This is a genomic window from Paenibacillus sp. sgz302164 (assembly GCF_056120505.1).
Genome location: NZ_JBVYOL010000024.1, coordinates 26,407 through 41,159, shown reverse-complemented (window position 1 = coordinate 41,159; position 14,753 = coordinate 26,407). Strand labels below are relative to the sequence as shown.

The following is a 14,753-nucleotide window of genomic DNA, read 5'->3' as shown; positions in this document are numbered from 1 at the left end:
ACCCCGGCCGACAGCAAAAAAGCCCCTGCGGATAAGGGGCTTTTTTGCCTGTTACTGCATGCTTTGCAGCCTTGATTGTTCCTGCCGGAGCGCCGCCTCGGCTTGCTCTACGGCTGGCTGATTATGGTGAGCTTTTGCCTGTTCGACCGCTCTTTCCGCCTGCTCGATCGCATTGTGCGCTTCCCGGATCGTCTGCTCGGTCGGATGGGACATCGCGCGGGAAACCGCATTGTGCACGTTATCCACGGAGTTCTGGGCGGAAGAGACGACATTTTGCGATTGTAAACTGGAATCTTGGCTGGCCATAACTGCCTCCTCATGTGTAATTGCGCTACACCCGCTATGTTGAGGCAGTTGGGCGATTTTTATGCAGCCCGTTTATTTGTCCGAAAACTTGATGGAATCGAAAGCTTTATTGAGCCGCGCTTCATTCTCCGCCGTGCGAACCGCCTCGCGTATGTGCAGGATCGCCGTGAACGTTACGTTGTTTTGGCGGAAAATATAAATCGTCTCCTGATACGGCATTTTGTTCAGCGCGTAATGAACGACATATTTCTTCGCCTTCGCCCCGCCCGGCAGCGTTACTTCCTCATCCGCATATTTATATTCGCCGTCGTTGTCATGGTTTTTCTTCTGCAGCGCATCCTCGGCTTTCACCGAATCCTCGTAGCTTGTTTTCGAATCGGCCTGGATCGACAAGCTGCCGCCGGTGAATACGAATTTTTGACGGTCGTCTTCCTTCTTGTCGTAAGATTTGCCGTTGGTCCATGTTTCCGGAATTTGCAGCGTGTACTTGTACTTATCGTTCTTGTAAGCTACAGTCCGGTCCGGATCGAGCAGTTCGTTAACATCCTGAATAAAACCGAGCTCTTTATCCATCAGGCCTTTATCGACTTTAGCCGAAGCCGTGATCGCCTCGAGCGTCTTATTCACTTCGCCCTCGTCCTCATCTTCCGGATAAGTGAAGTCGATCTCGTACTTGTACTTATCCTTAATAAAATACAAGGAGTAAGCGGAAGTCCACTTGCTGCCAAAGGTTTGCGAGTAAGCGACCTTCAAGGCGGGAACGCCGGCTAGTGTCAGCTCGACAGGTTGTTCCATTTTGCGGTAATCCGCCACGAACTGCGATTCAAAATGCTTGCGCTCCCGGTCGACCCACGCCTTCAGCGTATCCCCGGAAGATGCGGAAGTCACGCTCACCGCAACGACTTGCGAGTAGTCCGCGTTGTAGAAGGAGGAGCCGCTCAAATAGCTGCTCTTTTCCCAGCCGCTCGGCAGGTCGAAAGACAAGCCGTACCCGTTCGAGTGCGATGTATTGGCGTCGGAATAGACGGAGATGTCCTTCAGCGACTCATCTTTGCCGTTAAAAGAAAGCTGGAAGCTGTCGAGCAGATCGTTGAAGCTGTTTTGCTTGAAGCTGTTGTTATACTGAGCCTTCCTTACATATAGTCTGACCGTGTACAGTTTGCCCTGATGCAAATATCCCCGCGTCTGAACGTAACCTTCCTCTCCGGATCGGCCGACGATTTTGGCGTAGGAGACATTGTCCTGCTTGACGTACTGCCTCTCCAAAATCGTCGCGCCGTCATAGTTCTTATCGCCGCTGCCGTCCAGCTTGCTCAGCAGGGCCGAAGGCGACAGCTCGTCGCTCAGGTTGCTTTCCACATCGACGGACAAATAAAATTCGCCCTTCGCATCCACAAAGCTGACGGAATCGCCGTTATCCGATTGCTCGCTTTTAACGAGCCCTGCGGGGTACTTCATCGACCAGCCGAAATGGCTGTCGCCGATCTTCGTTTTGCCTCTGTCGGCATCCAGATAGGAACCGTCCGTATCCTGGGTCGCGTGCGACTCCTCGGTTTGCGCTTCGCCGAGCGTTATCGACTTCGTCACCGACGAATTGCCGGATTTGACCGCAATGCTCACGGTGTCGCCGGGCAAATATTTTTTCAAAGCCTCGTTGTAATCGACCATCGTTTTAACCTGGCTGCTGCCGATGCTTTCGACCAGATCGTCCTGTTTGATGCCCGCTTTGGCCGCAGGAGAATCGGGATCTACATAGGCGACACGCAGGCCGGTCGAACTGGGCAGGCCGACTACCGCTTCCCAGCTCTCTTCCAATTCAACGCCCAAATAAGGACGTTTAACTTTGCCGTAAAGCTTGAAATGATTCAAAACATATTTCACCGTATCGATCGGAATCGCAAAGCCCAAATTCTCAACGCCGATTTCCGCATACTTCATCGTGTTGATCCCGATCACTTCGCCGTTCATGTTGATCAGCGCGCCGCCGCTGTTGCCCGGATTGATCGCGGCATCCGTCTGAATGAGCTGATACTGCGAATTGACCGACCGGTCAATTCCGCTCACGATGCCTACGGTCACCGAGTTGCGCAAGGCAAAAGAAATCGGCGTACCGATAGCGGCGACAGTTTCCCCGACCTCAATATCCGATGAGGAATCGGCGAACTTCGCGACCGGCAGGCCGGTGGCGTCGATTTTGACGAGCGCAAGGTCGCTCTCCTCGTCGATGTTCGTCGCGCGGCCGTTGTATGTAGTGCCGTTCGACGAGACGACAACGATATTTTTCATATTCTTGACGACGTGAGCGTTCGTAACGATCACTCCGTTCGACTCTACGATAACCCCCGTACCGTGCGCCAAATTGTAGCGGCTTTTCTCCCACGCCTTGTTCGTATCCGAAGACGGCTTGCCGATAATCGCAACGACGGAAGGCGTCATTTGCTCGACAACTTTAGGCACTTCGGATTTTTGCGCCGCATAGGAAGGCGCCGCGCCCAGCCAGGAAACGACCAAAACGACGGCCGCCAGCGAAACTAAGCTTCTTTTTGCAATACTTTTCCATTTCCCCATTGTAGTTTCCCTCTCCCGGCGTCATATTGCTGGACATTGATGAACATACAAGCGCAAAATCTACTCTACCAATTCCTGCATTTTCTAAGAAGATGCAATAGCTTGAATCTAGCACATCCGGCGAAAGGAGACAATACAATTTTTCCCACAAAAAGGGAGGCAGTTCGGGTACATAAAAAAGAAGGGGTTTGTCGCGAGCTCTCTTTTGGCAGCCGGAAAGCGGGGTTAGACAAGCAAAGGTGTGTGCGGAGCCATTGGCGCAGCCGTTCGGGAGGCGGCTTGGCGGCCGGGAAAAACCTGCGAAAGTCTGAGTGTCCGCGAAAGTCGCGTTCACTCTGCTTGGAGCGGTTAGTTGGGGGCCAGCTATTTGGGATGCAACCATCGTGAAACGGCCTGGTAAAACGAAAAACCTGCGAAAGCGCAGGCTTTTTCCATGAAAGTAGTTTGATTTAGCGAAAAACCTGCAATTGTGCAGGAATTCCCAATAAAAATGGGTCTAAGCACGAATGCACGATAAAAAAACTGCACTTTTGCAGGAATTTTTTGCAGTTGGCGTAATAACGAGCAAAAGCCTGCACTATTGCAGGTTTTTTGCACATTTGCCACTGATTAGCCTGCTCTAACGGGCGGATCGGCTGGCGGGCCACTATCGCCATCATGCAGCGCAACACCGCGCACTGGGAACTGCGCGTGGCGCGAATAAGCGAAGCACGGCGCTTCGCAGCCAGCATTGGTCGACTTCACCGCCAAACCAGCAGCTACTCCCTGTACACCGATTAGCTATCAGCATCACCTTCGACGCTAAACCGGCGGCCGATCCAGGCGTACCAATCAGCTTCCAACATCGCCTTCGCTGCAAATTCCAGTGGCCGGTCCAGGTGCACCGACCAGCCTCCGGCCTCGCCGTCCCCATCAAACCCGCCGGCCGCCCCCGCGCATCGATCAGCCTCCGGCGTCGCCTTCGTGCCATTCCACGATCCGGTGCGGATGCGTGTAAACCGCCAGCTGCTGCCCGCGGATAAAACCGACCACGGTGATGCCCAAATCGTGCGCCAGCCGCAGCGCCAAATCGGTAGGCGCAGACTTGGAGAGCAGCAGGCCGACGCCGATTTTGGCCGCTTTCAGCGCAACTTCCGAGGATACGCGCCCGCTAAAAGCGATGAGCTTGTCGCGCACGGAAAGACGGGTTCTCAGGCAGTGCCCGTATATTTTGTCCAGCGCGTTGTGCCTGCCGATGTCCGTTCTGCTCAGCAGCAGCTCGTCCGCGGTGCAAAGCGCGGCATTGTGCACGCCGCCCGTCGCGCGAAAGTCGCCGGAGCGCTCCTGCAGCTCGCTCATCAGCCGAAAGCACTGCCGGACGGACACCTGCAGCTTTGTCCGCACCGTTTTGGCGGTTCGCACATCGTTATGAAAATAAAACTGCCGGCTTTTGCCGCAGCACGATCCGATCCAGCGCTTCGACGCCATGTCGCGGCTCAGCTCGTGCTTATGCCGCAGCTTGACGTGGGCGAACCCGCGGTCTTCGTCGAGCGACAGCGACTCGATCTGGTCCGCGAACCGGATCAAGCCCTCCGACGCCAAAAAACCGGTCACCAGATCGACTACATCGACCGGCGTGCAGACAAGCGTGGCGAACTCCTCTCCATCCACCTTCAGCGTGAGCGGGGCCTCCACTGCGATCTCATCCGGTTCGCCGATCAGCTCCGGGCCGCCCATATAGCGGTAAACCTGCCATGTCGTGGCAGCTGCCCGACCGGCGCCGCCGGCCGCCGCAGCATCATGCTCCCGATCCATGCGCATCACTCCATTTCCGTTTCAAGCTCCTGAATGCGCTTTTCGACATAACGCGTATCTTTGCGGGCGTGGAACGTCTCCGCTTTTTCCACAATGACCGCCGTATTATATTCCGGTATGCCGGCGTACTGCTCATATACGCCTTTGGGAATCAGCGAATTGCCTTCCGGCCAATGCACCTCGATATTGCCCTGCTTCACCGCAGCCGTTTTCAGCCTGCCGTGCATGCTGCCATAACTGTTAAAAACGACGACGGCCTCGCCTTCCGCCAAAGCAAGCTCCCGCGCGTCGGCGTCATGCATCAGCACATCATACCTGTCAGCGTCGTTGAACGGGTCCGTATCGCTATATATCATCGAATTGAACTGTTTGCCGCGGCGCGTCGTCAAGTAAAAATGCCCCTCCGGCTTGCGCAGCTCCGGCAGCACGATCGGCAGCAGCGCGCCGCGGCCGTCCGGCGTCGGACAGATGCCGTCCTCGCACAGCCAGGCGCCGCCCCACTGGAACACGTCGCCGCGCTCCCGCAGGTGCTGGATGCCGTCGTAGTTCGGCGCGGCCTCCGCAATTTCCGCGCGGATCGCCTCCGCGCTGCCGCAGCCGAGCCGTGCAGCGGCTTCCGGCTTCACGCGGCGGGCGAGATCGACGTAGATCGCCCACTCCGCGCGGGCTTCACCGATGCGGGGGCCGGCGATCTCCGGCGAGAAGTACACCATCCGCTCCGTCGAGGTGGACGTGCCCCCTCCGGGCTGCTCGTAGCGCGTCATCGCGGGCAGCACCACTACGGCCTCCCGCGCGTCAACGAGCGTGGAGGTGTTGAGGATGATGTCCTGATGGACGCGGACATCGACTGCCTCCAGTGACTGGCGGACGAACGCCGGGTCCGGCATCGTCTCGAGAAAATTGCCGCCGGATGTGTAGAACATCCGGAGCTTGCGCTCCTGCTCCTCGGGCAGGAGCGCGTTCTCCAGGGTGACGCCGACGATGTCGCCCTGCCACTCCGGCAGTTCGAAGCCCCAGAGCTGCCCGATGCGCTTGCGGTCGGCGGCGCTGCTGAATTCGCCGCCGGGGAGGCTGAAGGGATCGGCGCCCATTTCGCCCGATCCCTGGACGCCGCTGTGGCCGCGGATGGGCATCAGCCCGCAGTGCACGCGGCCGAGAAAACCCCGCAGGAGGGCGAGATTCGCCACCTGCGAGATGTTGTCCGTGCCGAAGCGGTGCTGTGTGAGCCCCATGCTCCACACGAATACCGCGCTCCCGGCACGGGCCAGCAGCTCCGCGAACTCGCGCATGCGCTCGCGGGAGAGCCCGGACGACTGCTCCAGCGTCGTCCAGTCCTGCTGCGCCGCATGGGCGCGCAGCTCTTCGAAGCCGTTCGTGTGCGCCTGCACGAACGCGTGGTCGATGGCGGAGCCCGGCTGGCGCTCCTCCATCTCGAACCAGTGCTTCATGACCCCGTTCATGAAGCCGATGTCGCCGCCGATGTTCACCTGGTACACATCGTCGGCCAGCTTCGTCCCGAACAGCGCCGATTCGGCAATGGAGGGAATCCAGTACTGCTCCATGGACGGCTCGTAGTACGGGTTAATGACAATGATTTTCGTCCCTTTGCGCTTGGCCGCATACATATACTTCGTCGAAACCGGCTGGTTGTTCGCGGCTACGCTGCCCCAGAATACAAGGACGTCCGTGCCGATCCAGTCCTTGTAATTGCAGGTCGAAGCGCCTACGCCGATGGAGCGCTTGAGCGCCGTCTTCGACGGCGAGTGACAGATGCGCGAGGCGTTGTCGATATTGTTCGTACCAAGGAATCTGGCCACCTTGGCCGCGGTATAATACGACTCGTTCGTGATCCCTCGGGCGGTCAGATAGAACGCCATCTGCTTCGGATCGATCGCCCGGATTTTGGCCGCGATTGTATCCAGTGCTTCATCCCACGTCGCGCGGCTGAACTTGCGCTCTCCGGCCCGCCGGATAAGCGGATACGGAATGCGGCCGAGCGCTCTGAGCGCGGTGCTGTCCATGCGCCGCAGCTCATCGATGTCGGCGTGCAGCACCTCCTCGCGGATCGCGGGCATCGTATTCAGCCGCAGCACGTTGAGCCGCGTTGTGCAAAGATGCGGTCCGTCGAGCGTCTGGTCGTACAGCCCGGATACTCCCAGCGCGCAGCCGTCGCAGACGCCCTGCGTCAGAATCCGGTACGCGTACGGCAGATTGTCCCTGTTCTGCCAGGCGATTTTTGCCGTCTCGCGGATATGTTGCGGTTTGATTTTACCGAGCCCGAACGGAACAGCGCTGACCCACAGCTTGGGATTCGGCATGGCAGGCAGCTTGATCGGCCCGGTATGTTTGGTTGTACCCATGTTCCTCTCTCCTCGTATAGTTATAGGGACTGGACTTTTCCTGCGGCGCAATTGCTGCTTTTCACATGAGATAAACCTCTATCGAGGTCTTTCGGAGATGAGCGACCGCGTTGAGAGGTAGGTTTATTCGCCAATAAGAATGCTGTTCTTCACGCTTTAGCGCTGTAAAGAACTTAAACATTCTTATGTGGTAAAAAAACCACCGCAAAACCGCCTATCTGGTTCTTAGGTGCAGATCCAAATAAGCAGCTTCACAGTGGTTAGTCTCCGGCAGGTTCGCTACCAAGCGCCAACAGCACTTTATGCATGTATATAATTGTTTTGGGGCTTTACTTGCAAAATTTCCGCTCGATGTCCTGATCGAACACAAAGACCGACATTCCCGTATCTTCCAGGATATCGATATCGACGAACAGCCGGACAAATTGGGCGCCCAGCAGTTCTTCCATTTCTACGGGCGGATGATCGCGGTACATTTCTTTGACCATTTCCGTGCGAGCCGTACGAAGCATCTGTCTGCCATCGTCGGTTTTCGCGATAAATTTTTCCACGGGGGACAAATTGCCCTCCATCTCGCAAATGGCCCAATGTTTGCAAAAGGTCGTCTTGATCCGTTCCGGCCCCTTGCCCATGTGCCGTTTGCGGTAAGCCTTCACGAGGTTGCTGAATTCCGCCTCGGTTCGGTTCATGAGTCAGCCACCTTCATTAATCTCTTCAGGGCGTCGCACCGCTTGCGCGCACATATTCATCTTAATGGAAGGAAGGCTTTTGTTCAATAAGAAATCGTTCGATTACCGGTCCCCGGCCACGATTTGCAGCAGCTCTCCGACTGTTTCCATCGCATACTGGGCTTGCCCGCAGGAACGGGCTTCCCCGACGGCAGCCGCCTTCATGCCCGCGCGCAAAGCTGCCTCCACTCCGGCTTCCGCATCTTCGACGACAAGACAATGCTCCGGCGCAATGCCCAGCATGTCCGCCGCCATCAGGAACACTTCCGGATGCGGCTTGCTTTGCGTAATGTTATTTCCGTCCGAAATTGCATGAAAGGAGCCGTCAAGTCCGGTTTTTCTCAATATGAGCGGAGCGTTCTTGCTGGAAGAGCCGATGGCGATTTTGATGCCCCGCTGTTTCAGCGCTTCCAACGTTTCTTTGACGCCCGGCAAAAGGTCCGCTTCCGTCAAAGCCTCAAGAAGTTCCTTGTACGCTTCGTTTTTTTGCTCCATGAGCTGCCGTTTCTCCTCTTCGGAATACATTCTTGACGCCCGTTCGAGGATGATGTTCAGGCTTTCCATGCGGCTTACGCCCCTCAGCCGGTGGTTGATCTCCCGGTTGAATTCGATATTTTCACGCTCGGCAATTTGCTTCCACGCTATGTAATGATAATGATCCGTAGACACGATTACGCCGTCCAAATCGAAAATAACTGCCTGATAGCGCATTGGAACCCTCCTTGCCGCTTCTTTTTATAGTTTGGCTTCCCAGTAATTGCAGTATGGATCTATCGGGCTCACGCCTTTGAAAGGGGTGCGGCCCAGCAGCTTGTCCACTACGGCGTCGACGACATACTCGCTGCTGGAATAAGCGTTGACGAACGTTTTGATCTGCGGCACATCCTGCAAATGGTACGGGCTTGCCAAAGAAATGAAAGCTGTCGGCACTTCGTGGATCAGGAACGGCATATCCAGGCCCATCGGCGGCGCCCAGGTAATGCGGACGACCGTCTGGTTGCTCGCGGTTTCGATGCTGGCGTAGTACAGGACGAGGTCGTAATTGTCTTTGTAGTCTTGAATCGGCGCAAACCTGTTCGCAACCGCAGTCGCCGGATCGAAAACCTCCACTTCGAAGCCTTCCCGCTTCAAACGGTTTACAAATGGAACGTGCGCCTGCTGGCTGCCGTAATTGCTCCCGTCTCCCGTCAGCACGAAACATAGAACGCGTCTGTGCCTTTGCGGATCGATCGGCAGCAGCGCCTGCGTATCCTTCACGAGGGTTACGGCTTCGTCCGCGCATTCGCGCGCCCACTGTTCGTGCTCGCCGCATTTCAGCACCGTTAACGCTTCGGGCGCAGGCACGAGCGATCCTTCGGCTTGCTTTTTATGCAGCCCAAGCGAAGCCTTGAAGGCCAAAATGCGGGTGACCGCCTCGTCTACGCGCTCTGCAGTCAATATCCCGTTCTCCAATCCTTTGAGCATGAATCGGTAATCTTCGTACAGGTTCTTGTTGAACAAAAACATGTCGCAGCCGGCCGCGATAGCTTTGGGTACGGCAAGCTCCCGCTTCTCCGCCATCGTGAATCCGCCCATGTTCGTTGCATCCGTCACAATCATTCCGTTGAAGCCCAGCTTCCCGCGCAGCAGCGTTTGCAGCAGCTCCGGTGCGAGAGTGGCCGGCATCAGCTCTTCATCGCGGATTCCGGGCGCAAGCAGCCGGGAGTATTCCGGCAGCATGATATGGCCGATCATCACCGTATTGGCTCCGGCATCGATCATTCCTTGGTACACTTTGCCGAAAGTGGCATCCCACTCCTCGACCGTCAGGGAATTGATCGCAATATGCAGATGCTGATCGCGCTCGTCTACGCCATCGCCCGGAAAATGCTTGATCGATACCGCAACGCCGTTCTCCTGAATTCCGGTCATATAAGCTTTGCTCATCGCAAGCACGCGATCCGGGTCGGAACCGTACGTCCGCGTGTTGGTGATCGGGTTGCGGAAGTTCATGTCGATATCGATAACCGGCGCAAACGACCAGTTGCAGCCTACCGCCGCGCCCTCGCGCCCGGCAATGATGCCCAGCCTGCGGGCATGATCCGCGTTGTCCGTCGCCGCTATTTGCATAGGGCGGCCGTAAAAGGTGCCGTCCGAGGCAATTCCATTGCCCCCTGCTTCCAGATTGGCTGCGATGAGCATCGGGATTTTGGATTTCCCCTGCAAAAACCGGTGTACATCCTGATTAGCCAAGCCTTCATCCGGCCGGTACATGATGCCGCCGGGCTGAATGTCCTTCAGGATCGTCGTCAATTCCTCCCGGTCCTTCGTTCGGCCGACAGGGCAAAACAATTGGCCGATTTTCTCCTTTATATCCATCCCGGCCAGCGTGGATTTCACCCATTCGATGTCTTCGTCTTCCAGGAAAAAAGGGTTCGCTTTTAAATTAATCATCTTTATTCTTTGTCCCTCCATCATTGCTTACGTTAAAATAGCAGCCTTACCGGCCCCAACAACCCGCTGGGTTCCTGCTGGGCAAAACGCGAGAAGAAATCGCGCCTTTCCTTAACTAGCGTATTCGTCACTTCGATAGCCAGCGCATTGGTTCCGGGGCGGACAAGCCCGCTAATATCGAGGCGATAAGGCGGACAAATGCGCACGCCTGCCGATTGCCCGTTCACCCAAACTTCCGCCGTTTCGTACACTTCCCCCAGGTCGAGCGCAACCGGGCCCCCGCCGTATCCCCATTCAAATTCCGTTTCGTACCGGAAGGTGCCCGAGAATCGGGGAAGCTTGTCCGGCCGGCTCATGCTGACCAATTGTTCCACCGTACCCGCGAAGACGAACGAAGGATATTGCAGCGAAGTCGCCGTGGCCAACTTCCAATTTCCTTTTATTTCAACGCTCTGAGTTGGCGGTGTATGCGGCTGCAGGACCCATTTCCCAGTTATTCCCTGAAAATCCACAGAGCTGCCAGTGTCTTTTCCTGCCAATAAAACGATCGTTTCATAAGGGCTGAGCCGCAAGGATACGGCCGAGCCTTCCAGCGTCGCTTGACTGTCGACAGAGCTTATTCGGTTAAAGAGAGCGTCATACGCCAGAATGCTGCCGTTAACCGGCAATTGCACGTTCGTTTCAATAACTTCCGCCGGATGCTCGTTGAAAAATAAAAACACATCCAGCTCCTGCTGCTCGTAGCGGTAATAGCGCAAGTACGGCTGCTCCGTATCCGTTTCGATGTCGCCCAGGCCCATCTCGCGAATCCGCGGGGCCAAGCCGCTCAGCGGAACGACCTCCGCCCGCGGATGTGCGGCGAGGGCGTCTAGCGCAGCGGACGCATCCGTTCCTTCGCTGGCGCGCTCGGGCCAGCCGTCCACGAACAGCAGCGGCAGCCCCAGGTCCGCCATGCCGGCCAGGCGGTCGAGCAGCTTCTGCGGCAGCGCCTCGGCATAAGGGACGATCAGGCAGCCGTAGTCCTCCGGACCGACCGTTAACCGGCCCTCGGAGACGGATGCCGATTCCAGGAGCGCGTCGACCGGCAGCACATCGCAATCGATCTGCTTGCGCGCCAGCTCCTTCACGGGCTTATGGAAATACATATAAGCGCCCGACCACTCGGCTTCCGCGTGATACAGCACAGCCGTCGGCGCGCGATGCCGCCCTCCCGACAGCAGATGGCTCATCCGGTTCGTATAGCGGTTAAGTATGCGGTAGTACCGGTACTGCGGATTATGTCCCCGCGCGTACAGATGAGGAGGACAGTCCGGGTCCGGGTACTCTTTTTGCGAAAAAGCATGCGGGATGAAATAGTTGACGCCGCGCACAAGCATGTGGTCCGTCAGCCATTTCATCAGCTTCAAGCCCTCGGCCCATCCGTATGCGCCGAACACTTCGGCCAGCGTGCGCCCCTTTTTCTTCGGATCGATGTGTCCTGCCGAAGAAGCGAGCTTGGCCAAGCCGTAATGGAAAAATTCGCTGTCCACCGTTCCGGCGATCCAGGAAAAGTCGGCTTCGTCAAAGCCCGGCACGAGCTGCCACAAGACGACATCCACGCCGGACATATCCTGACCGGACACCGCCCTGAAGAAATGTCCCGGCCCGCAGCCCAAACGCGCGTGAACGTTGTTATCTTCGATTACGTGGCCGATGTACTCCACGCCGCGCTCGCGGCACCAATCTCCGAGCTGCGTGGAGAAGTTTTGCGCGTACAGCCTGCTGACGACGTTCATATAGGCATAGCGCACGGCAGCCGTCAGTTGCTCGTCCGCTTCGTGCCAAAGCAAAGGCAGGTACTGCCGGCAGGACGAGCCGAACTCCCGCTCCAGTTGCTCTAGCAGATCGCCGGTCCACGGCAGGACCACGTCTTTTTTCCCGGGCTTGGACTCAAAGTTGTATATGGCCCGGTCGTTGTAAAACCCGGGTTCATCGGAGAAAAAGCCGGCGAACGTCGCGCCAAAATCATCTCGATAGCGTTCATAGTAAGCCTCGTACATTGTATCGATCAGTACGCGCACAGATTCGGCGGCCAGCGGATTCACATAGTCATCGTACTTTTCGGGCGCCCCCTTCGGCGTTCTGACGAGCATGTATATGCGCCAAAACCCGGCCGGAACGTCCCAGTACAGGACGCCGTCCCGTACCTCGGAAGAAAGCTCGGCATATTCGCCGATCAGCGTGCCCCGCTCCGCATCCCGGCGAACGGCGACAACGGCTTCCAGCGCCTCTCCCTCCGACAGCCAGGGGTCGATGAGGAAGGAAGCGTCCTTCATCGGGCCCCGGGCGTCGATGTGACGCTCGGCCAAATACATCCTGCGCAGCTCCCCGGGGGCCTCCTTCAGCTTCCCGCCTGCGTGGCCGGTCGGAAAATGATCGTCGTCGAACACCCACACCCGCATGGAGCGGCTGCGCGCTTCCTCCATGATCACGTCCATATCCGCCCACCAGCCCGGGCCCAGGAAGTCCGGATGCGGCCGCGACTCGATGCATACCGCCTTGATGCCGGCTTCGTCGATTCGGGCCATCTCTTCGCGGATGACCGCTTCCCCTTCACCCCGCTGCCACACCAAAGGCAAAATATAGTTGCCTTCTTTTCCTTCAAGCACATCTCTCAAGCGATTGTTCAAACGCCTTCAACCTCCGCTGTCAGTTTCGCGTACCGCCGGGGATCAGCCTTTAACGGCCCCGATCGTAATCCCTTTTACGAAATATTTCTGGAAGAACGGATAAGCGACAAGAATCGGAATCACCCCGATGACGGCAATCGCCATGCGGAACGTTGCGCTCGGCAAAGTCGCCAGCGCTTCGCTGGACTGCGAGCCCATGGAAGGGTCGCTGCTCAAAAACTGGATATCCGTCATAATCCGGTTCAATATGCTTTGCAAGCTGAAAAGCTTCGGATTCGTAATGTAGATCAAGCCGTTGAACCAATCGTTCCAATATGCGATCCCTTGAAACAGCCCGATCGTCGCGAGTATCGGCATGGAAAGCGGCAGCACAATGCTGTAAAACGTTTTGAACGCGCCCGCGCCGTCCATGCTCGCCGACTCCAGCACCGGAACCGGGATCGTAGTCTTGAAAAACGTCCGCATCAAGAGAACGTTGAAGCCGTTCATCAGCAGGCCGGGAATAATGAGCGCCTGAATCGTATTTTTGATTTCAAATACTTGCGTGTAAATCAAATAGGTCGGAACGAGACCGCCGTTGAACAGCAGGGTGAAGAAGACGAAAAAAGCGAGCGGATTGACAAAAGGAAGATCCCGCCGGGACAGCGGGTACGCCAGCAGCGACGTAATGATAAGGCTCGCCGTCGTCCCAATTGCGGTGACAAAAATCGTAATGCCGTATGCCCGGAAAATATTAGTCGCCTCATTCCACAAATAAGCGTAGGCGCTAAAGCCGAACTTTTCCGGAAAGAAGGAATATCCGTTTTGCACGATGGTCTTTTCATCCGTAATCGAGGACATGAACAACAAGAGAAAAGGCAAAATACATGACGCTGCGTATATCCATAAGACTGTGTGTCCGATCCACTGCCATGTGCGGGTTTCTTTATTAACCATTGGGGGACCTCCTTAAAATAATGCATTCTCTTTGTTGATTTTACGGACGACATAATTCGATAAGAGCACCAGCACGAACCCTACCAACGATTGATACAAGCCCGCGGCGGAAGACATGCCGATATCGCCAAGCTGCATCAGGCCCCGGTATACGTAAGTATCGATAACGTTGGTCGTGTTGTAGAGCGATCCCGAATCCATCGGCACCTGGTAGAATAGACCGAAGTCCGAATAAAAAATGCGGCCGATCGCGAGCAGCGTCATCATGGTGATGACCGGAGCGATGAGCGGAATCGTAATGTTGCGGATTTGCTGCCATTTGGAGGCTCCGTCCAAAGTAGCGGCCTCGTAGTATTCCTGGTCGATACCGATAATCGCGGCCAAATAGACGATACACAGGTACCCGGCTCCCTTCCAGGTATGGATAAAGGTCAAAATGTACGGCCACACGCCTGGCTCGTTGTACCAGGAGACCGCATCCAGGCCCAGCATCGGAAGCACCGTTTTGTTCACGAATCCGTTATCCATGCTCAGCATGGCGAACACCAGATAGCTGACGATGACCGTAGAGATCAGGTACGGCAGCAAAATCACGCTTTGATAAAATTTGGACAAAAATTTGTTCTTGATTTCATTCAGCAAAATGGCGACTCCGACAGCCACAACCAGGTTGATAACAATAAAGACTGCATTGTATAAAATCGTGTTTCGCGTAATGATGTAGGCGTCCGCCGACTTGAACAAATATTCGAAGTTTTTCAGCCCTACCCAATCGCTGCCCCAAATTCCTTTGGCGAAATTGACTTCTTTAAAAGCAATGACCAGCCCGAACATCGGCATATAGTTGTTGATGATCAAATACACGATTCCCGGGATAATCATCAGATAATACGGGAAAAACTTTTTAAATGTTTTCCATGCCCGGCTGCTTGTCCGGGTATTGGCTGTTCGCTCGGCGC

11 protein-coding genes are annotated in these 14,753 nt (G+C 56.1%); all 11 read right to left on the bottom strand.

The window, feature by feature from the left end; all coding sequences use genetic code 11:
* Window positions 1-51: 51 nt before the first annotated feature.
* The gene (locus tag AC0LWT_RS30295; protein ID WP_474685013.1) at window positions 52-306 is read right to left on the bottom strand and encodes a hypothetical protein; all 255 of its coding nucleotides are present in this window, start codon (window positions 304-306) and stop codon (window positions 52-54) included.
* Window positions 307-378: 72 nt separating this feature from the next.
* Entirely contained in the window at window positions 379-2,874 is a 2,496-nt protein-coding gene (locus AC0LWT_RS30290; RefSeq protein WP_474685012.1) for a trypsin-like peptidase domain-containing protein, read from the bottom strand.
* A 449-nt stretch (window positions 2,875-3,323) separates the two neighbouring features.
* Window positions 3,324-3,605 (bottom strand): hypothetical protein, encoded by a 282-nt coding sequence (locus AC0LWT_RS30285; protein ID WP_474685011.1) that lies wholly within the window; start codon window positions 3,603-3,605, stop codon window positions 3,324-3,326.
* A gap of 211 nt (window positions 3,606-3,816) precedes the next feature.
* Window positions 3,817-4,590, bottom strand: a complete 774-nt coding sequence (gene fdhD / locus AC0LWT_RS30280) for a formate dehydrogenase accessory sulfurtransferase FdhD (protein WP_474685078.1) — start codon at window positions 4,588-4,590, stop codon at window positions 3,817-3,819.
* Window positions 4,591-4,673: 83 nt separating this feature from the next.
* The gene (locus AC0LWT_RS30275) at window positions 4,674-7,028 is read right to left on the bottom strand and encodes an FdhF/YdeP family oxidoreductase (RefSeq protein WP_474685010.1); all 2,355 of its coding nucleotides are present in this window, start codon (window positions 7,026-7,028) and stop codon (window positions 4,674-4,676) included.
* Window positions 7,029-7,357: 329 nt separating this feature from the next.
* The gene (locus AC0LWT_RS30270) at window positions 7,358-7,717 is read right to left on the bottom strand and encodes a Na-translocating system protein MpsC family protein (protein WP_474685009.1); all 360 of its coding nucleotides are present in this window, start codon (window positions 7,715-7,717) and stop codon (window positions 7,358-7,360) included.
* A 102-nt stretch (window positions 7,718-7,819) separates the two neighbouring features.
* Window positions 7,820-8,467 (bottom strand): beta-phosphoglucomutase, encoded by a 648-nt coding sequence (pgmB, locus tag AC0LWT_RS30265; RefSeq protein ID WP_474685008.1) that lies wholly within the window; start codon window positions 8,465-8,467, stop codon window positions 7,820-7,822.
* A gap of 24 nt (window positions 8,468-8,491) precedes the next feature.
* Window positions 8,492-10,189, bottom strand: a complete 1,698-nt coding sequence (locus tag AC0LWT_RS30260; protein WP_474685007.1) for a glycoside hydrolase family 3 protein — start codon at window positions 10,187-10,189, stop codon at window positions 8,492-8,494.
* Window positions 10,190-10,221: 32 nt separating this feature from the next.
* Window positions 10,222-12,858: a glycosylhydrolase-like jelly roll fold domain-containing protein gene (locus AC0LWT_RS30255; protein ID WP_474685006.1), complete on the bottom strand. Its 2,637-nt coding sequence runs from the start codon at window positions 12,856-12,858 to the stop codon at window positions 10,222-10,224.
* Window positions 12,859-12,900: 42 nt separating this feature from the next.
* On the bottom strand, window positions 12,901-13,794 hold the full coding sequence (locus tag AC0LWT_RS30250; protein WP_474685005.1) for a carbohydrate ABC transporter permease: 894 nt from the start codon (window positions 13,792-13,794) through the stop codon (window positions 12,901-12,903).
* Between the two features lie 12 nt (window positions 13,795-13,806).
* Complete coding sequence (locus AC0LWT_RS30245) at window positions 13,807-14,676, bottom strand: ABC transporter permease (protein WP_474685077.1); 870 nt, start codon at window positions 14,674-14,676, stop codon at window positions 13,807-13,809.
* Window positions 14,677-14,753 lie beyond the last annotated feature (77 nt).